Below are 21,833 nucleotides of genomic sequence, written 5' to 3'. Positions count from 1 at the left end.
CTGAATTTACTAAATTTTTTCAAATGAATTTTAAGCTCCCAGGTCTTGTTGCTGCGGCTGCAGTTTTTCTTTTATCAGGAACAGCCTTAGCACAAGAAGCTCCAAAATACAGTTATGTAGAAGCATTTAAACCTTTCTTTTATCCACAGACAGGAACAGAAACCCGGTCTGCAAGCGGACAGCCCGGGCATGCCTATTGGCAGAACTCTGCAGATTACAACCTGAATGTTTCACTGAATGAAACCGAAAACGAAATTTCCGGTACCGCTGAAATTACCTATACCAATAACAGCCCTGATAAATTAGGGTTTCTCTGGCTGCAGCTGGATCAGAACCTGTTTGCAGAAGATTCCAGAGGAAATGCTTTGGTTCCGCTTTCGGGAAGCCGAAACGGAGCCCGTGGCGAAAAACTAGAGGGAGGTTATAAGATCAAATCCGTAAAACTGGACGGAAAAGAAGTAAAATATACCATTACGGACACCCGGATGCAGATTGACCTTCCAAATGAACTTAAAGCCAAAGGAGGTAAAGCTAAAATTGCCATCGAATATTCATTTATCTCTCCTGAATACGGTTCTGACAGGATGGGAGTTCAGAAAACCAAAAATGGTAAAATCTTTACCATGGCACAATGGTATCCGAGAATGTGCGTGTATGATGACGTAATGGGCTGGAATACCCTGCCTTATCTTGGAGCATCAGAGTTTTATCTGGAATACGGGAATATTACAGCCAATATAACCGTTCCTGCCAATCATTATGTAGTAGCTTCCGGAGAACTTCTGAATGCTAAAGATGTTTACAGCAAAGAAGAGAATAACCGCTGGCAGCAGGCAAAGGGCAGTGATAAAACAGTAATGATCCGTACAGAATCCGAGATCGGAAAAAATCAGACTTCAGGAACAAAAACATGGAAGTTTAAAATTGAACAGACCCGTGATTTTGCCTGGGCTTCTTCACCTGCATTCATTCTGGATGCTGCAAAAATAAACCTTCCTAGCGGTAAAAAATCACTGGCTATATCAGCTTATCCTGCAGAAAGCGGAGGAGAGAAAGCCTGGGGCAGATCTACGGAATATACAAAGGCTGCTATAGAGCATTATTCTCAAAAATGGTATGAATATACTTATCCTGCGGCCACTAATGTTGCAGGAAACGAAGGAGGAATGGAATATCCGGGAATTGTGTTCTGCCATATGGATTCTGCAGGAGAAGATCTTTGGGGAGTAACAGATCATGAATTCGGGCACAACTGGTTCCCAATGATTGTTGGTTCTAATGAAAGGCTTTTTGCCTGGATGGATGAAGGTTTCAACACCTTTATTAATGAGTTATCCACAAAAGCATTCAACAATGGGGAATACTATAAAAAGAAAGACCTGGCCAGAACCGGAAGTTTCATGATGGGGGATAACCTGGAACCTGTGATGGTAGGTCCTGATAACATGAAAGAAAGAAGCATCGGAGCTTTGGCTTACTATAAACCGGGGCTTGGGCTTGAAATTTTAAGGGAGGCCGTTTTGGGACCTGAAAAATTTGACAAAGCTTTTAAAACCTATATTGATCGCTGGGCCTTCAAACATCCTACCCCTTGGGATTTCTTCCATACAATGGAAAACGTTTCGGGAGAGGAACTCAGCTGGTTCTGGAGAGGATGGTTTATCAACAAATGGAAGATTGATCAGTCGGTGAAAGAGGTAAAATATGTCAATGGTGATTTTAAAAACGGAGCGCAGATTACCGTTGAAAACCTGGGACAGCTGCCAATGCCAACGACCGTTCAGTTAAAATTCAAAGACGGAACCAAACAAACTGTAAAAATTCCTGTTGAAATCTGGAAACGAAATACAGAATGGACCTTCAGAGTTAATTCCACTAAAGAAATTACGGAAGTAATGCTGGATCCGGATTCCGTAGTTCCGGACGTCAATACTAAAAACAATACCTGGACACCGGCATAAATATTCTGCTGGTATAGGATAAGAATATATCAATGATCAAAAGCCTGAGCTTCACAACCGTGAACTCAGGCTTTTATTTTTTAGGGTGTTTTTCCGGGGCAGATCGAGGGGTTTTCCTGTAGTGTTTTGATTATTAGTGGGATAATTTTGCCCCACAGTATTAATTTAAAAACAAAAGAACATGGAAACATTAAAATCGGTGCTTGAAGCAAGCCACACCAAAAAAACAAAAAATGAGCTGATCGACCTTCTGTCAGGAGTAGAAAAAGTTCTTACTCCGGCAGTTTACGAAAAAGTTTCAGGAATAGAGACTTCAGAATTGGCAACCCTTACCAATAAAGAGCTCTTGAATATCGTGGAGGATTTCAAAAAGAATTATGATGAAAAGTGGGAAAAATCTTTTTCCGGAGCATCTGCAGAACTTATGAAGCTTATTGCCGGTAAAATGGCTGCCGATGAAGAGATTTTCAAAACTTCAGACGCTGCCAGCGCAGATTTTGCTGCAGAACTGGGAAGTATTGATTTTGCCACCATTATCGGCGGACCTTTGGATGCCTGCGTAAAAGCACAGTCTAATGCCTCTATTGCTACCGTTAATTTCATCAATGAAGTAGGTTTTGAGCTTACAGATCCTGCCAATGCAGCCAGTCCGAAAAAACTGAGAATGGCAGAATTTAAATACAAAAAAAATATTCCGAATCCGGATTTTAAACCTGATGAGGCGGTAAGCGCAACTAATCCTAAGACTATTCCTGATGATGTGGAAATCACAGTGCCTTTTATTGCGCTGCTGAACGTTCCAAGCTTTAGAATTGAAACCTGTGAGGTAGATTTTAACGTTAAACTTAATTCTACCTACACCAAAGATGTAAGTGATGAATTTGGAATCAATGCCGGAGTTTCCGGAGGATGGGGACCTGTAAAATTCAAAGTGGATGTTTCATACAAAAGAACTTCCAGTACAGGAATTAAAGTGGAAAAAGAATACTCTCTGGGAGTAAAAGTACGGGCTACCAATGATGAAATGCCGGCAGGACTTGAAAAAGTTCTTGGACTTCTTTCACAATAACAATTTTTACGAAAATGATCAAATTATCAGATTACCTGGATTATCTCAATAACGAGATAATTCAGGCTCGTAAAAAAGCTGATGAGAATGCTGTTCTTATTGCAAAAGAATATGCCAAGCATGAGTACCTTAAATATTTTAAGGTTCCACGTTATGCCCTGCCCAGTGTAAAGATGGATATTCCCATTAAGATTACCGATATAGATTCGGCTCCCAAATACAATTTTAAGCTGAACCAGGATCAGTTTGTCTCGGAAATGAACGAAAGAATTCAGCTGGTGAATAAAGAGAAAAAACTGAATATTCCTGTAATTACCAAAAGACAGATTCAGACGGAAGAATTTAAAACATTGTTCAGTAAACTGGAAAAGAACGACCAGAAGTTCGGGAAGCTGCCTGCCAATGAAGTGCTTAAACTGGATCTCAGAAACAGAATAAAAGTTCTCAATAGCGGAATTTTCCGCCCTCAGGACGGAACAGGAGAAGAGGAAATTGATGAGCTGAAAGAAATCTTTTCAAAGGTTTTACTGAATAAATATACACTGGTGAATGCAAAGCTGAACAACATTTACATAGATCCCAATACATCAGCAGCAGAAGATAAAGACAAATTATTCATCAACCTTCATGTGGAAATGGAGGAAGAAGGAATAAGGATTGTGTCATACAAAGATAAAGACGGCAACGAAATAGAACAGATAACTTTTGAATAATGCAGGAACTTATTCATTACACCGTACAGAAAATCAAAGAACTTCTCGAGCATTTCAATGAAGTTCAGGCTTTATACCTGTCAAAATCGTTTGACTTTGATGCCCGGCTGGAAGCTTTTCTCAACGAGGTTCTGGAATATTTCCGTACAAAAGGAAGTACCACTCATGAATCTGAAGTTTTGAAGATCATGAGTATGGTTGCAACCGTGAAAAGAAGCTTTAATCCCATAAAAATGGAGAAAATAACGGCTGGAAAACGTGATCTTCTCTGGGGATTTTCATTCAATGGAATGGAAAGTATTTATGACATTCTGATGGAAATATACGCTAAGGAAAACAAAAAGCTGGACGATGCGGAAGAACTTATTTCCGGAATCATTGTTTCACTATACCAGAACGGGATTCTGGATGATGAAAAACTGAAGGAAATGGATTCTGTTTCGAAGATTGAAAGTTTCTGGACCTCACTGGTAACACAGAATACAGCCATCTCTGGAATTAATAAGAAGCTCAGACTAACCATTATTCCGGAAGATATTTTCCTCATTCTGGAAAAAATATTTCAGAAGTTAATTTAAAAAAAGATCATTATGGAAACCGGAAGATATATTGTGCTGCTGAAAGACCAGCAGAAAGCATCGCTCAAAAAAATTGAGAAAGAGCTGGAAGTAAATATTACCTCTTCAGAACTTCTTTCCAAAGAAAACCGTTCTTATGATATTATTGATCAGGATAACAGTGTACTGTACAAAAACCTGGGAGTCCTCGTTGTGGAGAATATGGATGAAGAGCAATTGAAAAGTGCGGTGAAAAACGCATCAAACTCTATTGTTTATTATGAAAAAGAACGGGAGTTTTTCCCGGCAGATGAATTACAGCTGATCAATGAACTTAAAAAACAGTCAGCTGGAATCGCAGAAAAAATTTCAGAACTTGAAAAATACATGACCAATAAACCATTGCCACAAAAGTCTTTGGTTGAAATGGAATGGGGTTTGAAAGCTATCGGACTGGAAAATGCTCAATATTCTGGAAAGGGTATTGATATCTGTATACTGGATACAGGTCTTCAGCTTTCTCATCCTGATTTCTCATCCCGGGAAATTGAAGGTAAATCTTTCATTGACGGAGAAGACTGGAACAGAGATCCCAACGGGCATGGTACCCACTGTGCAGGTGTTGCTTCAGGAAATATCCGAAATGACATCGGAAAACGTTACGGAATTGCCAAAGACTGCAATCTGAAAATTGCGAAAGTACTGTCAGATAGCGGAAGGGGCACTACGAGCAGTGTGATTGATGCGATAGACTGGGCTATTACGAAAAAGTTCAGGATCCTGTCTCTTTCACTGGCTGCTCCTGTAAAACTTAATGATTCACCTTCAGTTCTTTTTGAAACGATAGGGGAAAGAGCATTGGAAAATAACTGTCTTATCATAGCTGCGGCAGGAAATGATAGCAGCAGACCGCAGATTCCGCAGCCCGTTTCAATGCCGGCCAATTCAAAATCTATCATGGCGGTTGCAGCAATTGACGGACAGATGAAGGTGGCCAGGTTTTCAAATGCAGGACTCAATCCTTCAACAGGAGGCAATGTCAATGTCTGTGCTCCGGGCGTGGATATTATAAGTGCCTATCCCAAAAATTCAAAAAATAAAAGTAATCTGTATTATGCTATGAGCGGAACCAGTATGGCTGCCCCTCATGTTACCGGACTTGCGGCCTTGTATATGGAACAGTTTCCCGATAAATCGGCAAAAGAAATCTGGGAACTTATTGAAAAGAGAGCAAGACCCATTGAAGACATAAAATACAGAGACATAGGAAACGGTTTAATACAGATATAAATATGATTACCTACCTTGCTGTTTTAAAGAAAGATATAAATTTAAAAAAACTTGAAGCGCTCCTCAAAACTAAAGCAATCATGCTTACTGCTCATTATAAAACCATAGGGGTTGTAAAGCTTGAAAGTGAGCTGCCGGTTTTGAAAACTGAATTTCAGGATTATTTTATATCTATAGAAGAAGAAAAAGATAATTTAACAATATAATCATATCAATAAAGCTTCCCTGTCGCAGAGAAGTTTTATTTTTGTCTCTTATTGATAAAATAAGCTTATGAATTTCAGATTTTCAATGATTCTCCTGATGTTTTTTGCATTGGGATTTTCACAGGACCTTACCGTAATGAGTTTCAACATCAGGCTGAATGTAGCATCAGACAAAGATAATGCATGGCCGGAAAGAAAGCAGGATGTTGCAGATCTGCTCACCTATTATCATCCTGATTATTTCGGAGTACAGGAAGTACTTCCTGAGCAGATGAAAGATATTAAAAACGGACTTAAGAATTATGATTATGTGGGTGTAGGAAGAGATGACGGAAAGGAAAAAGGTGAATTTTCTGCTATTTTTTACAATACAAAGAGACTTGAAGTGGTGAGGTCTGGAACATTCTGGCTATCTGAAACTCCGGAGAAACCGTCAAAAGGCTGGGATGCCGCATTGAACAGAATCTGTACCTATGCTGTTTTTAAAGATAAAAAGTCTAAAAAAGAATTTCTGGCGATGAATCTTCATTTCGATCATGTTGGTAATGTAGCGAGAGTGAAGTCTGCTGATCTGATCCTGAAGAAGATCAAAGAAATCAATCCTAAAAACCTTCCGGTAACGTTAAGCGGAGACTTCAACCTGACCGATGATACGGAACCTGTAAAGATCCTTTCACAGAACCTGAAAGACAGCTTTTACCACTCAGAAACGAAACATTACGGTCCGATAGGAACGTTCACCGCATTCAATGTAAATGAAATACCAAAAGACAGAATTGACTATATTTTTGTAAAAGGATTCAAAATAAAGTCACACAGACATATCAACGACAGAAGGGAAAATCTGCTGTATCCGTCAGATCATTTTCCTGTTTTGACAGAGCTTTCCTTTTAAACTGAATTAGTCTCTGGGAAAATCAATTTCAAATCCGATTCCTCTGAGGGATTGGATTTTTATTTCAGGATCATGGATGAAATATTTCCTAAGTCTGCTGATGAATACATCAAGGCTTCTTCCCGTAAAATAATCATTGGTTTCCCAAAGGGTATCCAGAATGTCATCTCTTTTGATGGTACTTTGATTATGCTTCAGAAGATAGAGCAGAAGTTCCTGCTCACGGGCTGTAAGGCGAATATTTCCTTCATGATGGGAAAGCAGAAGTTTGTCTGTATCGAGGGAATAAGTGCCGATTTTTATCATTTGTGGAAAAGCGGCCGGCTGGATTCTTTTCAGGATATTCCGGAGCCGCAAAACAAGTTCTTCCGGATCGCAGGGCTTGGCAATATAATCGTCAGCTCCTATCTTTAGGCCTGTAAGACGGTCTATTTTCTGGTTTTTGGCAGACAGAAAGAGAAGCGGAAAATCATTTTTCTCTTTTAATATCATTTTAGCCAGAGAAAAACCGTCAATATTCGGCATCATAATATCCAGAATCCCGATATGAAAAGGAAAACCTGATTTTAAAAGAGGCAGAATATCCTCAGGATTCTGAAACCACATTACCTCAAAATCTTCCAGTTCAAGATACTGCTTCAGGATCATTCCGAAATCCGGATCGTCTTCTGCCAAAAGAATTTTAGTTTTCATAAGGAAGGATTATTTTAAAGATGGTTCCCATTTCAGGGCGGCTTGAAACATCAATTTTTCCGTGATATTTATTCACAATGTTTTTAACAAAGTAGAGCCCGAGCCCGAGCCCTTTGCTGTTGTGAATATTATTGGACTGAACCCTGTAAAATTTTTCAAAAATATTTTTAAGTTCCTTTTTTTCTATGCCCTGCCCGTTATCCGTTACTTCTATTTCTACATGTTCCGTAAGCCTGTTGATGTTGATTTTTACAACTGAAGAGCCATATTTTACGCTGTTTTCACATAGGTTTTTGATAACGGTTTCCATCAGGTTTTTATCAAAAGGAAGTACACCTGAAATATGATTCTTCAGTTCGAAATTAATCTGAGGATAAGTGAAGGCAAGATCCTGGATGAAAAAATTCCAGTCTTCAGGCTGGGTCTGGCTAAGATTGCCTTCTGTCTCATCCTTGTGCAGCTGGAACATCAGGCTTTCAAGGCGACTGATCTGCCGCTCAATAAGGGGCAGTGTTTCCGTATTCCAGTCCTTCTTTAATGCTTTTGATGCAATTTTCAGAGTGGCTATTGGTGTTTTAAACTCATGAGAAATGTTATCCACAATGGTGTGGAGAACTTCCACCTGCTTTTGCTGGCGGACGAGATTCCTGACGGTGAAAATAAACAGCATCATAACACCTGTCAGTAGGGCAATACAACACAATATCAATAAAATAAGCTCTTTAAAGACGATACTTTTGATATTTGAAATTTCAAACTCAGTATTGCTTTTAATAAGAAATGAGTTGTTTTTAAGCTTTCCTTTCCCGGATTCATTTTTTGATGAGGTTTCCCAGCTTCCTTCATTGGTAATTTTGGGATTGGTAACTTTATTCTTTGTTTCAAAAAGAAGAATGGGCTTATCAATCAAGCGGGTGCTGTCCGGAATATGAATAATGGAAGTATATTCTATTTTTGCAGCAATATCATAGCCGTTTGTTTTCATACGATAGTCGAGATAACGGAGAAGCCTTTCTTTGATGGCTCTTCTGTTTTCAACAAAGAAATCAAGAAATTCCTGTTTACTGATCTCTTTATCATAATATCGGATAAAGGTTTTCTGAAGGGAGTCATCTTTCATTTCCTTAATACTGCTGATATCTTCCAGCTTATCAGTATATCCGGAAAGCCCGTCCTGAATAGTTCTGTAAACCTCACGTTCCTTCACCTGATAGGTTTTGTAGATAAAGTAAACCTGTATTCCTAACAATAGCAGGAATAAAGTTGCAAATAAGGCAATCAGGTATTTACTTTTGGATATCATCACAGCAAAGATAAAACTTTCGCCTTTCCCCAAACAGGCATTAACCTGCCATTAACCTTTTATTAACCGATATTCTCTGCATGAATGCGGAAGTTTGTACGGTAAAACTAATGATATGTATAAAGCTTGTTTTTTTCTGCTTTTCCCATTGATGTTTTCTGCCCAGATACAGAAGACGGAAGGAACAGTGACGGATGCAGACAACCGGAAAATACCGGCTGCCGAAGTAGAAGTATTTAATCTGAACAATGAACTAATCAAAACTGTAAAATCTGACATAAAAGGTTATTTTGTGCTGGAAGGAATTTCCGGTGATTCTGTAAAATTGATGGTAAAAAAAGCAGATTATGCACCGTTCGAGAAAATAGTTGCACTAAAAGACGGTGGTGAAGCTCTGAAAGTTATTCTGGAAAAGGAAACTCAGGAAATCGAAGGGGTTGTAATGACCAAACAGAAACCTCAGGTAACAAGAAAAGTAGACCGCCTGGAATTCAATGTGGAAAACAGTAATATTTCTTCTCTTAATGCTTGGGAAATCCTAAAAAAAACACCCAATGTAACCGTGAATAATGATGTGCTTACCGTAAAAGGAAGCACAGCCATTCTGGTGACCATCAATGATAAAAAAGTAATGCTGACGGGGGATGAGCTGAAGAATCTTCTTGAAAATACACAGGGAAATGATATAAAATCAGTGGAGGTGATTACCAATCCGCCTGCCAAATATGAAGCTTCCGGAAGTGCCGTGCTGAATATTGTTATGAAGAAAAATAAAATTGAAGGCTATCGTGGAATTCTTTCGTCCAAATATGTTCAGACTCAATATGCCAAAGGAAATATGGGACTTTCCCAATACTACAAAAAAGATAAACTTTCCCTGATGGGAAGCTATTACAGGGGAATGGGAACTTATTACCGCGAAGGAACAGATTATGTGAATTATCAGGAAAACCAGACCCGCTGGGTAAGTATCATGAACCGGAAAGATAAGAATAAGGCACAGAACACCGTGAATTTCAATGCTGAATATGAAATAGACAGCCTTACCAATATCAGCTTGAATTATTCAGGATATTTTTCTCCGAAATCTTTCGGTACCTATTACGTGCCTACCCTGATCTATAATGCTCAAGATATTGTAGAGTCTCATTATACCACAATCAATGACCACTACTCACGAACCAGCAATAATTCCCTGAGCTTCCAGGCAGACCGGAAGCTGAATAAAAAAAGCAGTATTTCCTGGATCAGCTATTTTACCGGAAACAACGGAGATAAATACCAGAATGTAATCACCGAGCTGAACTTTGCCGGGCAGGCACCCAGAAATGATAATTTTTTAACCCAGAATAAAACAGATGTGAAATTATATTCCACACAGGCAGATTATCAGTGGAAAGGAGAAAAATTAGAACTTGAATCCGGGGCAAAATACAGTTTTGTGAAGACCAGAAGCGGTCTCGATTTTTCGGATAATCAAAACGGAACTCTTTTGCACAGACCGGAAAAAAGCAGCCTTTTCGATTATAAAGAACATAATTTTGCAGTGTACTCCTCGCTGGCTTACAATCTTGGAAAGTGGAATTTCAAAGGAGGCCTCCGGGCAGAAATGACAGACCTGGAAGGAGTGGTATCCGAACCCTATGAACAGAATAAAAATAACTACTGGAGCCTGTTTCCTACTTTTTATGCCCAATATACCACCGACAGTAAGCATGAATTCGGGTTTTCTTATGGAAAAAGGATCAACCGCCCTTACTATTCATGGCTAAACCCTGCAAAGTCTTATTATAATCTCTTCTCCTATTATCAAGGAGATCCGAAAATGAAAGCAACGATTATTCATAACCTGAATCTTACCTATTCATGGAAAGGCTGGAATGCAGACCTTTATTACAGAAAGGAACTCGATCCGTCTATGGAAATCTCTTTTCAGGAGCCAAGCACTAACCAGATGATCTATTATTTCACCAATATTGAGAAGGATCAGGCGTATGGGCTAAGTCTTTATAAAAACTTTCAGGTTAAACCGTGGTGGAATTTTGTTTTGTCTCAAAATCTGGAACATAATGAGAACTATTTCAAAGGAATTGACGGTCAGCTGTACAAAAACGAAGTCTGGAACTGGGTATCTGATGTCTCCACAAGCTTTACCCTGGATAAGAGCAGCGACTGGAAAATGGAAGTTGGGCATAAGTATTATTCTCCCGGTGTACAGGGAACGTTCAGAATTTCCAATATGTGGTCAGCTTATTTTGTAATGAATCGTAAATTTTTCAATAAGAAATTAGAGGCTTCTTTTGTTTTCAATGATATTTTCAGAAGTACAGGGCAGAAGGTTAGTACGAAATATGCTAATCAGGATAATTATTTTCTGGATTATTCAGATACGCAGGGCTTTACTCTTTCTTTAAAGTATAATTTTGGAAATCAGGCTGTAAAGAATGCAAAAAATATAAAACGAACAGATGAACAAAGCCGGTTATAAATAATTTCAATAAAAAACTAATATCCATAAAACATTATTATAAAAGAAATGGTCATTCTGTGTCACATTTTCGCTAATTTTGATACCAATTTTTAAAAATTGGAGACATGAAAAGACTTCTTTATGCCCTGGCTGTTGCTGTATCTATGCAATTGGTCTCTGCTCAAGAATTGTATATGCCGAGAAATATTAAAAAGGCGTATGAAAAAGGAACCCGGGATATTTCCGGAGCACCCGGTAAAAATTACTGGCAGAATAAAGGAGTTTATAATGTAGATGTAAAGGTAGATGCCGGTACAAAAATAGTTTCAGGAAAAGAAACGATTGTGTACAGCAATAATAGCCCGGATCAGCTTAATGAGCTGGCGATAAGATTTGTGAATAACCTTCATAAACCGCAGTCTCCAAGATCCGGTTTTGTTTCAAAGGATTTTTTATCTTCAGGGCTTCATATCAAATCATTCATTGTGAATGGTGAGAAGTATAACATCAACAGTGATGATTGGAGTACTGTTGAAAAAGTAAAACTGAATAAACCCCTTAAAGCAGGTACAAAAGCTGAGGTGAAAATCGAATGGGAATATCCGCTTTCTGTACAGAGTGGAAGAGAAGGGCAGATTGATCCTGAAACTTTTTATGTAGCCTATTCATTCCCGAGAATTTCAGTTTATGATGATTACAACGGTTGGGATATGCTGCCTCACTCCGACAGACAGGAGTTTTATAATGATTTTAATGATTATAGCTTCAGCATCACCGCTCCGAAGAACTTTGTGGTCTGGGCAACCGGAGATTTCCTGAATCCTGACGCTGTTCTTCAACCGGAATACCTGAAAAGATATAAAAACTCATTGAAAAGCGATAAGGTGATACACATTGCCACTGAACAGGAAATGAGATCCGGAAAAGTAACTAAACCGAACAAATGGAATATCTGGAAATTCAAAGCCAGCCATATCACCGATTTTTGTTTTGCATTAAGCAACCATTATGTTTGGGATGCAGCAAGCGTTCAGCTGAAAACCAAGAGAGCAAGCGTTCAGGCGGGTTATAAAACAGATGCCAAAGATTTTGAACATTATGTAGACTGGATGCGTTATAACCTGGACTGGTTTTCGAAAAACTGGCCGGGAGTAGAATATCCTTATAATGTAATGACTGCCATCCAGGGATATGCCGATATGGAATATCCAATGATGATCAACGATAGCAGTATTCCGGATAATTTCCAGGATGCAAGACTAACGGCAGACCATGAAATAGCCCATACTTATTTCCCTTTTTACATGGGAATTAATGAAACCAGATATGCTTTTATGGATGAAGGCTGGGCAACCACACTGGAATATCTTATCGGAATTGATGAGAACGGTGAGGCAGCCGCAAAAGAATTCTTTAAAAACTTCAGAATCAAAAGGTGGATTAAAGATCCATCTGCAGAACAGGACCAGCCCATCATTACCATGAGTACACAGGTAAGCGGAGCCGGATATGGAAACAATTCCTATGTAAAAGCCTCCCTTTCTTATCTGGCACTGAAGGATTATCTGGGCGATGAACTGTTCAAAAAAGCATTACATCATTATATGGATAATTGGAACGGAAAACATCCTGTTCCATGGGATTATTTCAATTCTATGAGCACCGGATCCGGTAAAAACCTCACCTGGTTCTTTAATAACTGGTTCTATACCAATAATTATATTGATTTAAAAGTAAAAGGAGCTTCACAGCTTAATGATCTTCTTACGGTAAACGTTGATAATGTTGGTGGATTTGCCATTCCTTTTGACGCTGTTTTGAGCTACGAGGACGGAACCACAGAAAAACTTCATTTTTCACCGGCTTTGTGGGAGAAAAATCAAAAACAGACAGACCTTGTTATTCCTATAAAAAAGAAAGTAAAATCGGTTACTTTGGACGGAGACCTTTTTATGGACTACACACCGGAAGATAATACAAGACCTTTATAAACTGAAAAGCCTGAACAAATCGTTCAGGCTTTTTATATTTTGGGTTGATTTTAATAAAGTCTTAATCCCGATCTTGGACCGGATGCTGCTACTACAGCCTGCATTCTCTGCTTCTGATTGGCTGTAAACATATGCATTGCTCTGTCGTCCACATAATCCATGTAATTCATGAACATCTGAGAACGGCTTACCCCGCTGCAGGTACGGTTAAGAGGATAGGATGGAACTCCGTAATTCGGGCCGGGAGAAAGAGGGGTATCATTGGAATAATCCGTTTGACAGCCTGTATTTGATGATCCCCAAAGGTGTGGAAGATTCAGATAGTGGCCTACTTCATGAGTCGCTGTTCTGCCCAGATTGTATGGAGCAGAAGTTCCCGAGCCAGTTCCGATATAAGGAGCTGCAATAACAACACCATCCAGTGATGATGAAATTGTTCCCGGATAATAAGCGTAACCAAGAGTACCGTTACTCATTTGGTTAACAATCCAGATATTCAAATAATTGTCTGGTGAAGTAGCTGCAATTCCTGTACTTGCCGCTTTCATTTTATTCTGATCAGGATTCCATAGAGTAGTGTTGCTCTGTTTTCTGACAACTTTTGACAGCCTGAATCGGATCTTCGTGTCTCCGGCTTTTACAGGAACAAACTCTGCAGGGGTATTGTTGATATCGGAATTGGTAGCTCCATAATCTTTGTTCAGGACATCAATCTGAGATTGAAGTCTTGCATCGGAAACATTTTCGGCAGCTGTTTTATACACGACATTGAATACGACAGGGATCTCTACGGTCCCATCGGCCAATACTTTGCCTACCTTGATGTCGTTAATGTGGTTTTCTGTATATTTTTCAATGGCTAGGACTCTTGCGCGGGCCTCGGGATCTTTGTTTAAAATTTCATCCCTCATTTGGTCTGAAGGACAGGTTCTTTTGCTGGAAACCTGTGATGTCTGCGGTTCTCCTTCTGAAGATTCGTTGTTTAGATTCGTGTCGTTGCTGCAGGAGGCCAGAAAGACTATTCCGGCTCCTAATAGAACTTTTTTCATACTATTTTTTTAAGTGGTTTGAATTGCTAAATTATAGTATAAAAAATTAATATGCAAAATTAATTTAAAAATATTTATATATATCGCATAATATAGCGCGTATTATTATGTTTTATTTATGTTATCGTGTATTTTATTGATTTAAATTTATTTTCGATAAACATAACAGGATATTTTAATTAAAAATTAATCTTTATAAGGTGAAATATTGTAGATTAAATAAAGAAATGATTGATTTTTTTCGGAATATATTTCCTGATCAATTGGCGAAACCATTTTTGATGGCAAAAACTGCAAGACCTACCCGGGTTTTAAGATCTAATTTATCGCAGAGCTGGTCACGATAGCTTTCCACCGTTCTCGGGCTGCAGCACATTTTATCTGCAATCTCTTTATAGCTTAGTTCGGTAACGGTATATTTCAGAAACTCTTTTTCACGGTCTGAAATTCGTACTGTATTTTCAGTGTCCATTTCTTTTCCGATATTGGAAAAAATGATCTTTGAGGCCCATTCTGGATAGAAAAAACCTTCGGAATTTAATTTAGTCAATGCCGTTTCCAGATCTTTTGGATGAGTATTTTTTAATAAATATCCTTTTGCTCCGCTTTTAATCATTTTGATGACGCTGTTATCATCACCCTGCATGCTGAGGGCCATCACTTTAATATCAGGATGATTTTTTGTAAGCCAGGCTGCCGTTTCAAAGCCGTTCATGATGGGCATGCTGATGTCTAACAGAATAATATCCGGAATCGGGCTTTTGTTTTCAAGCTTCTGGATCAGGTCTTTACCATTTTCACATACATAAATTACCTCAAATTCACTGAAGTTACCTATGATGCCTTCCAGAGCTTTGGCAATAAGAATGTGGTCGTCAACGATCACTATAGTTTTTTTCATGATTGTTTCTTTAAAATAATGTTGAGCGAGGTACCGATGTTTTCTTGGCTTTCAAATTTGAATTCTGCTCCTATAATGGCTGCCCTGTTCTTCATATTGGTCAGTCCGATACCGTTGGATGTGGTCTTGGTACTGTCAAATCCAATACCGTCATCCCTGAGATTGAGTTCCCAAAGAATATTTTCAGAAGTATTCAGGTTGATGAAAATATTTTTGCAATTGGCATGTTTGATGCTGTTCTGGATAAATTCCTGTGTAATCCTCAGCAGTACATTTTTATGAACAAACCCAAGATCCAGCTGTTCAAAATTGTGCTCAAATGTGATATGGCATCTTTGAAAAGCATTCGTATTATCTACCTCTTCCTGAATCAAAGTTACAATTTCCTTCTGGGTTATATTGTCATCAGTCAGGGTTTTTGAAAGGCTTCTGAGATCCTGAAGCGATTGGTTGATAATTTGTGAAACCTGATCGATTCTTTCACTTACTTCAGGTACTTTGTTTTCATATAGGAGCTGCTGGGTGTATAGGCTTACCAAAGTCAGCTTCTGTCCGATATTATCATGAAGCTCACGGCCGATCTGCTGCATGGTAGCCTGCTGAATCTCCAGCTGTGTGGCCAGAAGTTCGCGTTTGTGAATTTCATTTTTTATTTCAATTTCATTGATATATTCTCTTTTGCGCTGTTTGTATTTTCGGATGTATATAATTACAGCTACAACAAACAGCACAAAAAAGATATTAAAGAGAATAATTGTTATGATGAGCTCTGTTTTCCCCATATGAATGAAATTGAAAATAAAAGATACATAATAATTCCGGTGATCAGAAAATAATTAAAATAGAGATTCCAGAGTTCTTTATACTCGCTGAGGAGGCTAAAGAAGGTCCAGAATGGTAATGTTCCGATATAGAATAATGTAACTCCCAGGTTAATGTAAAACATCTTGTTTCTGCTGAAATTTAAAATTTCCGAGGAATTGACCTGTTTATAATATTCCATAATTACGAGTACCATCAGAATGAGACATCCGAAGGTATAATTAAATGAGAAGATTATTTTTTTACTGGTAAAGAAAAACTCACTGGGTAAAAAAGAGAGTAAATACAGAAATGACAGGATGTAAAATAGCTTGGGCTTTCCAAAAGATTTTGAAGCATACAACCAATAGAAAAAAATGAATTCTGCAGGAATCACAAAGTAATTGAAAAACTTAGGTTTATCATATTCTATAAGATGATGTCCCCATTTTCCCATTGCCTCACATAGAAACATCAGAACAAGGTACAGTGAGAAATACTTCCAGGTATAGTCTTTTTCACGTTTGTAGTAAAAAAGAGAAACTATGGCAGCAAATCCTTCTGTCCAGATTAAAGATTCCTGAAGTAATTTCTGAAAATCAGTCATATAGGGTGTTACGTGAAATGGGTGAGCTCAAATTAAAAACTTTGTACTTTAGGATCTGATGGAGGAGCCAGTGTTCCATGATTTTCTGCGAACGTAATATCAGGGAATGTGCCGCCTTTTGATTTTGAAAACAAAGCCATTGATTTTCCTGAAATCTCATTTAACGGGTTAAAATCATAATCCAGCATCTCACCATTTTCATCAGCTTTTTTCATCGTAGGAATCATAACAAGCGTATGTCTCTCTGCATATTCCTTTTCCACAGGATGGTCTGCCATGATATCCCATTCTTCTGCTTTTGGATAGGCTGCATAGTAAAACCGGATTCCCATATCTTCATCTGAAACATCAGGATTACTACTTTTGATCTCATCCTCCATGGCTGCTATGAAATTTTTCAGCTTGGGAAGATCAAACCAGATCGAGTTAGAATCGGTAATGCCTAATCCTTTGTTAACCAGATTCATCTGGTTGCTTCTATAATTGTTAATAAGTGTCTGAACAAGATCTGAGGCGATCGTATTTGTTCCGTGGGCAGCTGCTAAAGCATCACCTTCTGGAGTAATTTTTGTCTTCATAACGTAGTTTTATAGTAAAATGTTAGTTGTTAATGCAAATTTCGTGAAATTTTATGTTAAAACGTATGTGTTTTTTCCCCTTAATTCTCCGTGTTTTTACGGATTGTATAAAACTTGAAAAAAAATAAGTCTCCAAAATGATCTGGAGACTTAATATAAAAAATGTGATATTGTGCTTATAATATTCTCAACCCGGCCCTTGGTCCGTTAGCAGAAATAGAAGCCTGCATTCTGTCGTTTTGTTTTTTGGTAAACATAAACAGTGTTGTTTCATCAGAATAATCCATATAGTTCATGAACATTGTTGAACGCGATACACCACCGCATGTTTCCATTTTAGGATAAGAAGGAACGCCTCTGTGGTTAGTGATCTGCTGTGGCGTATCATCTACGAAATCGTTTCCGCAGTTGGCATCCCCCCAGATGTGTCTAAGGTTTAGGTAATGACCTACTTCGTGCACTGTTACTCTTCCTTTATTATGGGTAGCTACTGGTCCGCCTTCACCTACGTATTCGTCCATCATAACCACTCCGTCATTCCAGAGACCTGCAGATTCAGGGAAGGTAGCATATCCAAGTACGTAGCCGGTTTGGTATGGCATATAATTAACCACCCAAATATTCAGATATTTCGTAGGGTCTGTAGCGTTGATTCCACCTGTAGAGGATCTTTTCATATTATCATTAGGAGCCCAGTTGGAAGTAGTTGTTGATTTTCTGTTAATCTGAGCCAGTCTGAATTTGATCTTCGTATCTCCGGCATTCACAGGCTGGAATGCAGAAGGAATGTTGGAAACATTAGCATGAGTTGACGCAAAAGCTTTGTTCAGTACATCAATCTGTGAGTTGATTCTCGCATCAGACACATTATTCGTTGAATTGGTGTACAGAACATTGAAGATCACCGGGATTTCAACACTGCCATCCGGAAGAACTTTGCCCATCTTTTTCTGTTCAATAAATTCAGCGGTGTTGTTCTCTATCTGCATCATACGTTGTGCTGCATCGGGATTTTCTGAAAGGAGCTTCTGTCTTACTACATCCGAGCCGCATATGGCGCCGTCTTTAGCAAGTGCTGTGGATTGATCCTGAATTGGATTTTCGGCGGTAGGATTTTCTATTTCATTGTTACATGAAACAAAAAGAGTAATTAATACTCCTAATACTGTTTTTTTCATAAAATTTATATTTTGTGGTTTGGTTTATCACAAATGTATGAAAAATATATATTGATTATGTATTATTTAGCATTTTAACATTTTTTACATTAAAGTATGTATTTTTTGTAATTTAAATTATCCTTTTTTATTTAATTTTTATTGAAAATTTTTCATCTTATATTTTAAAAAATAATATGAGGCACATGAGAGTAAAATTTACCGTGAAAAAAATAATTTCATCAAAAAGACAAAAAAACCGGAAAAATAATTCTCCGGTTGGTGTTTTTATTAAATAACCTTAGTTCGGGTTAAGGAGTTAAAAGGTAAAAGGTTGGAAGATGGAAGAAGGAGGCTGGAAGTTACTTTTAGTTATACGTATTGAAAACTACCAGAAAATCAAATTAAATAAAAACAGATCAATATTTGTTCTTAATGGCTTTGAAAACTTCCCTCTTCCATCATCCAGCTTCAAACCTGCATCCATCAAATATTCTTATCCCGAACTGAAGTTAAATACATGGATATCTTTTCGGGTCTCTGCAGATATTTCCGGTGGAGCAGCAAAGGCCTCGCGGGCAGTTCATATTGATATCACATTCTGTAATTACCGCGGCTGCACCGCCGCTGATTTTCTTTAATTCATTTCTTTTTAACTTTTTCATAATGATTTTGTTTGAGTTGATAATTTGTGGTATTGTAAATATAACGATATTTCACTTTGTTTTGATAAATGATGGTTAAAAAAATAAGTGCTGCAGATTGGGCTGCAGCACTTACTTACAAAAATAATATATATGAAAAAAAACTACTTATTGTTCTGACGGTCTGAAAACAAGACCGGTTTCGTCAAAATAATCTAAAGTGATACGGTCTCCGTCATTCACGGTTCCGGCAAGAATTTCTCGGGATAATTTATTAAGAACTTCCTGCTGGATCACTCTTTTTAAAGGTCTCGCTCCGAAAGCGGGATCATAGCCCTTGTTCATCAGATAATCTACGGCATCCTGAGTAGCAGTCATGATGATGTTACGTTTTGCAAGCATATCATTAAATCCTCTCAACTGATACTGAACAATTTTTCCGATTTCTTTTTTTCTGAGAGGCTGGAACAATACTACCTCATCAATTCTGTTCAGGAATTCCGGACGCAGAGTCTGTTTCAGAAGGTCAAAAACTTCGTCTTTGGTTTTATCCACAATCTCATCCTGGTTTTCATCCGTAATATTTTCAAAATTCTCCTGGATCAGATGTGAACCTAAATTCGAAGTCATGATGATAATAGAATTTTTAAAATTCACCACACGTCCCTTGTTATCCGTTAAACGTCCGTCATCTAAGACCTGAAGAAGCGTGTTGAATACATCCGGATGAGCTTTTTCAATTTCATCCAGAAGAACTACAGAATAAGGTCTTCTTCTTACCGCTTCAGTAAGCTGTCCGCCTTCATCATATCCTACATATCCCGGAGGCGCTCCCACTAATCTTGAAACACTGTGACGTTCCTGATATTCACTCATGTCAATTCTCGTCATGTTGTTCTCATCATCAAATAAGAATTCTGCTAAAGCTTTTGCCAATTCAGTTTTACCAACTCCGGTTGTACCCAGGAACAGGAATGATCCAATTGGTTTTTTCTCATCACTCAGCCCGGCTCTGTTTCTTCGGATAGCATCTGCTACAGCCTGAATAGCCTCATCCTGGCCAACAACCCTGTGGTGAAGCTCTGTTTCAAGATTCAGTAACTTTTCCCTTTCTGATTGTAATAGTTTTGTTACAGGAACACCGGTCCATTTTGCAATCACCTCAGAAATATTTTCAGAAGTAACTTCTTCCTTGATAAGCTCATTCTGATGGTTCTGCATTTCTAGCTCCATCTTACTGAGTTCTTCTTCTTTTTCGCGGAGTTTTCCATACTGGATCTCTGCTACTTTTGCATAATCTCCGGCTCTGGATGCTCTTTCTGCCTCCAGTTTCAGAGATTCAATATCTTTTTTGATCTGGGTAAGATCTTCACTTTTCTGTTTTTCTTTCAGCCATTTGGCATTGATCTCGTTTCTCTCCTCGGAGATTTTGGCAATATCCTCCTTCAAATGATCAATTTTCGTCTGGTTGCCTTCTCTGGAAATAGCCGCTAATTCAATTTCAAGCTGCATCAGTTTTCTGTCCAGTACATCCAGATCTTCCGGTTTTGAATTGATTTCCATTCTCAGTTTTGCAGAAGCCTCGTCAATAAGGTCAATTGCTTTGTCCGGTAGAAAACGGTCTGAAATATACCGTTGAGACATTTCTACTGCTGCAATAATCGCTTCATCTTTGATTCTTACCTTATGGTGAGCTTCATATTTATCTTTGATTCCACGAAGAATGGAAATAGCGGATTCAGTATCCGGTTCCTCCACCATTACTTTCTGGAAACGTCTTTCCAAAGCTTTATCCTTTTCAAAATATTTTTGATATTCGTTTAAGGTAGTCGCTCCGATAGCTCTCAGTTCGCCTCTTGCCAAAGCTGGTTTAAGGATATTGGCAGCATCCATAGCTCCTTCTCCACCTCCTGCTCCTACAAGGGTGTGGATCTCATCGATGAAAAGAATAATCTGTCCATCAGACTTGATGACTTCATTCACAACGGATTTTAAACGCTCTTCGAATTCACCTTTATATTTGGCGCCAGCGATCAGAGCTCCCATATCCAGTGAGAACAATGTTTTGTCCATCAGGTTTTCCGGTACGTCCCCGCTGATGATACGGTGTGCAATTCCTTCAGCAATAGCGGTTTTACCTACACCGGGTTCCCCGATAAGGATAGGGTTGTTCTTTGTCCTTCTGGAAAGGATCTGAAGCACTCTTCTGATCTCTTCATCACGTCCGATTACCGGATCCAGCTTCCCTTCAGCAGCTAACTCGTTGAAGTTTTTTGCATATTTATTTAAGGATTGATAGGTTTCTTCTGAGCTGGCAGAAGTAGCTTTGCTTCCTTTTCTTAATTCTTTGATGGCGCCTTCCAAAAGATTTTTGGTTACGCCCATATCTTTAAGCATCTTGGAGACCTCCGAAGTTGTTTCTAAAAGGGATAGCCATAAATGCTCAATCGTTACATATTCGTCACCCATTTTTTTAGCGATGTTGGGGGCATCTAATAATACTTTGTTAGCAGATTGTGATAAGTAGATATTTCCTCCCTGTACTTTAGGAAGTTTTTCTAAACTTTCACGGTTGCGTTCTCTTACCAGATTGGCATCTGCTTCAGATTTTTTTAATAAGAAAGGCGATATATTTTCATCCACCTGGAAGATTCCTTCCAGAATGTGTTGTGGTTCGATACTCTGGTTGCCAAACTCCATTGCAGTCTGCTGTGCTGTCTGGATGGCTTCCTGTGATTTTACAGTATATTGGTTTAAGTTCATATTTTTATGTTTTTTGTAATGATATATTCAGGTTTAATTTTTTTAAAAACATCAAGAAACTAAATTTTAAGGCTTAGTTTCTTAATGCCATCAGTTATTTAATCATTTAATCGATTACCTTACCGCAAAAACTGTTCAATTATTAAATTTATAAAAAATATGGACAAAATTTCCGGATTTGTTAT

General features: G+C 38.3%; 19 protein-coding genes. 9 read left to right on the top strand and 10 right to left on the bottom strand.

Annotated elements, in window-relative coordinates; genetic code table 11:
• The first annotated feature begins 23 nt into the window (after positions 1 to 23).
• The 7 genes from J2Y40_RS20290 (at position 24) to J2Y40_RS20260 (ending at position 6,691) form a co-directional block, all read left to right on the top strand.
• Positions 24 to 1,961, top strand: a complete 1,938-nt coding sequence (locus J2Y40_RS20290; protein WP_310000992.1) for a M1 family metallopeptidase — start codon at positions 24 to 26, stop codon at positions 1,959 to 1,961.
• Positions 1,962 to 2,142: 181 nt separating this feature from the next.
• Complete coding sequence (locus tag J2Y40_RS20285; RefSeq protein WP_196782927.1) at positions 2,143 to 3,030, top strand: DUF2589 domain-containing protein; 888 nt, start codon at positions 2,143 to 2,145, stop codon at positions 3,028 to 3,030.
• A 14-nt stretch (positions 3,031 to 3,044) separates the two neighbouring features.
• Positions 3,045 to 3,743 (top strand): hypothetical protein, encoded by a 699-nt coding sequence (locus J2Y40_RS20280; protein WP_153397818.1) that lies wholly within the window; start codon positions 3,045 to 3,047, stop codon positions 3,741 to 3,743.
• Positions 3,743 to 4,321 (top strand): hypothetical protein, encoded by a 579-nt coding sequence (locus J2Y40_RS20275; protein WP_310000989.1) that lies wholly within the window; start codon positions 3,743 to 3,745, stop codon positions 4,319 to 4,321. The genes J2Y40_RS20280 and J2Y40_RS20275 overlap by 1 nt, the downstream gene beginning before the upstream one ends.
• Positions 4,322 to 4,333: 12 nt before the next feature.
• The gene (locus J2Y40_RS20270; protein ID WP_310000988.1) at positions 4,334 to 5,590 is read left to right on the top strand and encodes a S8 family serine peptidase; all 1,257 of its coding nucleotides are present in this window, start codon (positions 4,334 to 4,336) and stop codon (positions 5,588 to 5,590) included.
• Positions 5,591 to 5,592: 2 nt separating this feature from the next.
• Positions 5,593 to 5,796 carry a hypothetical protein gene (locus J2Y40_RS20265; protein WP_310000986.1) on the top strand — a complete coding sequence of 68 codons (204 nt, stop codon included), beginning with the start codon at positions 5,593 to 5,595 and terminating at the stop codon, positions 5,794 to 5,796.
• Positions 5,797 to 5,863: 67 nt separating this feature from the next.
• Positions 5,864 to 6,691: an endonuclease/exonuclease/phosphatase family protein gene (locus tag J2Y40_RS20260; protein ID WP_310000985.1), complete on the top strand. Its 828-nt coding sequence runs from the start codon at positions 5,864 to 5,866 to the stop codon at positions 6,689 to 6,691.
• A gap of 6 nt (positions 6,692 to 6,697) precedes the next feature.
• On the opposite strand, the gene J2Y40_RS20255 is transcribed toward J2Y40_RS20260, so the two are convergent.
• Both J2Y40_RS20255 and J2Y40_RS20250 read right to left on the bottom strand, forming a co-directional pair.
• Positions 6,698 to 7,384, bottom strand: a complete 687-nt coding sequence (locus tag J2Y40_RS20255) for a response regulator transcription factor (RefSeq protein ID WP_310000983.1) — start codon at positions 7,382 to 7,384, stop codon at positions 6,698 to 6,700.
• A complete protein-coding gene (locus J2Y40_RS20250; protein ID WP_310000981.1) occupies positions 7,374 to 8,687 on the bottom strand; it encodes a HAMP domain-containing sensor histidine kinase in 1,314 nt (437 codons plus the stop codon). Before J2Y40_RS20250 ends, J2Y40_RS20255 begins: the two co-directional genes overlap by 11 nt.
• Before the next feature lie 115 nt (positions 8,688 to 8,802).
• Between J2Y40_RS20250 and J2Y40_RS20245 the strand changes: the two genes are divergently transcribed.
• On the top strand, positions 8,803 to 11,175 hold the full coding sequence (locus tag J2Y40_RS20245; protein ID WP_310000979.1) for an outer membrane beta-barrel family protein: 2,373 nt from the start codon (positions 8,803 to 8,805) through the stop codon (positions 11,173 to 11,175).
• A 107-nt stretch (positions 11,176 to 11,282) separates the two neighbouring features.
• Positions 11,283 to 13,148, top strand: coding sequence for a M1 family metallopeptidase (locus J2Y40_RS20240; protein WP_153397833.1), 1,866 nt, complete (start codon positions 11,283 to 11,285; stop codon positions 13,146 to 13,148).
• A gap of 50 nt (positions 13,149 to 13,198) precedes the next feature.
• On the opposite strand, the gene J2Y40_RS20235 is transcribed toward J2Y40_RS20240, so the two are convergent.
• From J2Y40_RS20235 to clpB, 8 genes are all read right to left on the bottom strand, one after another.
• Complete coding sequence (locus tag J2Y40_RS20235) at positions 13,199 to 14,197, bottom strand: zinc metalloprotease (protein ID WP_153397835.1); 999 nt, start codon at positions 14,195 to 14,197, stop codon at positions 13,199 to 13,201.
• Between the two features lie 259 nt (positions 14,198 to 14,456).
• Positions 14,457 to 15,098: a response regulator transcription factor gene (locus tag J2Y40_RS20230; protein WP_153397837.1), complete on the bottom strand. Its 642-nt coding sequence runs from the start codon at positions 15,096 to 15,098 to the stop codon at positions 14,457 to 14,459.
• Positions 15,095 to 15,880, bottom strand: coding sequence for a sensor histidine kinase (locus J2Y40_RS20225; RefSeq protein WP_153397839.1), 786 nt, complete (start codon positions 15,878 to 15,880; stop codon positions 15,095 to 15,097). Before J2Y40_RS20225 ends, J2Y40_RS20230 begins: the two co-directional genes overlap by 4 nt.
• Positions 15,856 to 16,506 (bottom strand): hypothetical protein, encoded by a 651-nt coding sequence (locus J2Y40_RS20220; RefSeq protein WP_153397841.1) that lies wholly within the window; start codon positions 16,504 to 16,506, stop codon positions 15,856 to 15,858. Before J2Y40_RS20220 ends, J2Y40_RS20225 begins: the two co-directional genes overlap by 25 nt.
• Before the next feature lie 32 nt (positions 16,507 to 16,538).
• Complete coding sequence (locus tag J2Y40_RS20215; protein WP_153397843.1) at positions 16,539 to 17,084, bottom strand: hypothetical protein; 546 nt, start codon at positions 17,082 to 17,084, stop codon at positions 16,539 to 16,541.
• A gap of 176 nt (positions 17,085 to 17,260) precedes the next feature.
• Complete coding sequence (locus tag J2Y40_RS20210) at positions 17,261 to 18,262, bottom strand: zinc metalloprotease (RefSeq protein ID WP_153397845.1); 1,002 nt, start codon at positions 18,260 to 18,262, stop codon at positions 17,261 to 17,263.
• A 491-nt stretch (positions 18,263 to 18,753) separates the two neighbouring features.
• Positions 18,754 to 18,906, bottom strand: a complete 153-nt coding sequence (locus tag J2Y40_RS20205) for a hypothetical protein (RefSeq protein WP_185152004.1) — start codon at positions 18,904 to 18,906, stop codon at positions 18,754 to 18,756.
• 147 nt (positions 18,907 to 19,053) lie between these two features.
• Positions 19,054 to 21,648 (bottom strand): ATP-dependent chaperone ClpB, encoded by a 2,595-nt coding sequence (gene clpB, locus J2Y40_RS20200; RefSeq protein WP_153397850.1) that lies wholly within the window; start codon positions 21,646 to 21,648, stop codon positions 19,054 to 19,056.
• Positions 21,649 to 21,833 lie beyond the last annotated feature (185 nt).

Origin of the sequence: Chryseobacterium sp. 2987, from assembly GCF_031456375.1 — a bacterium.
Lineage (GTDB): Bacteria > Bacteroidota > Bacteroidia > Flavobacteriales > Weeksellaceae > Chryseobacterium > Chryseobacterium vaccae.
Note: the sequence above shows the minus strand (reverse complement) of the source record. Positions and strands in the feature narration are given on the sequence as shown.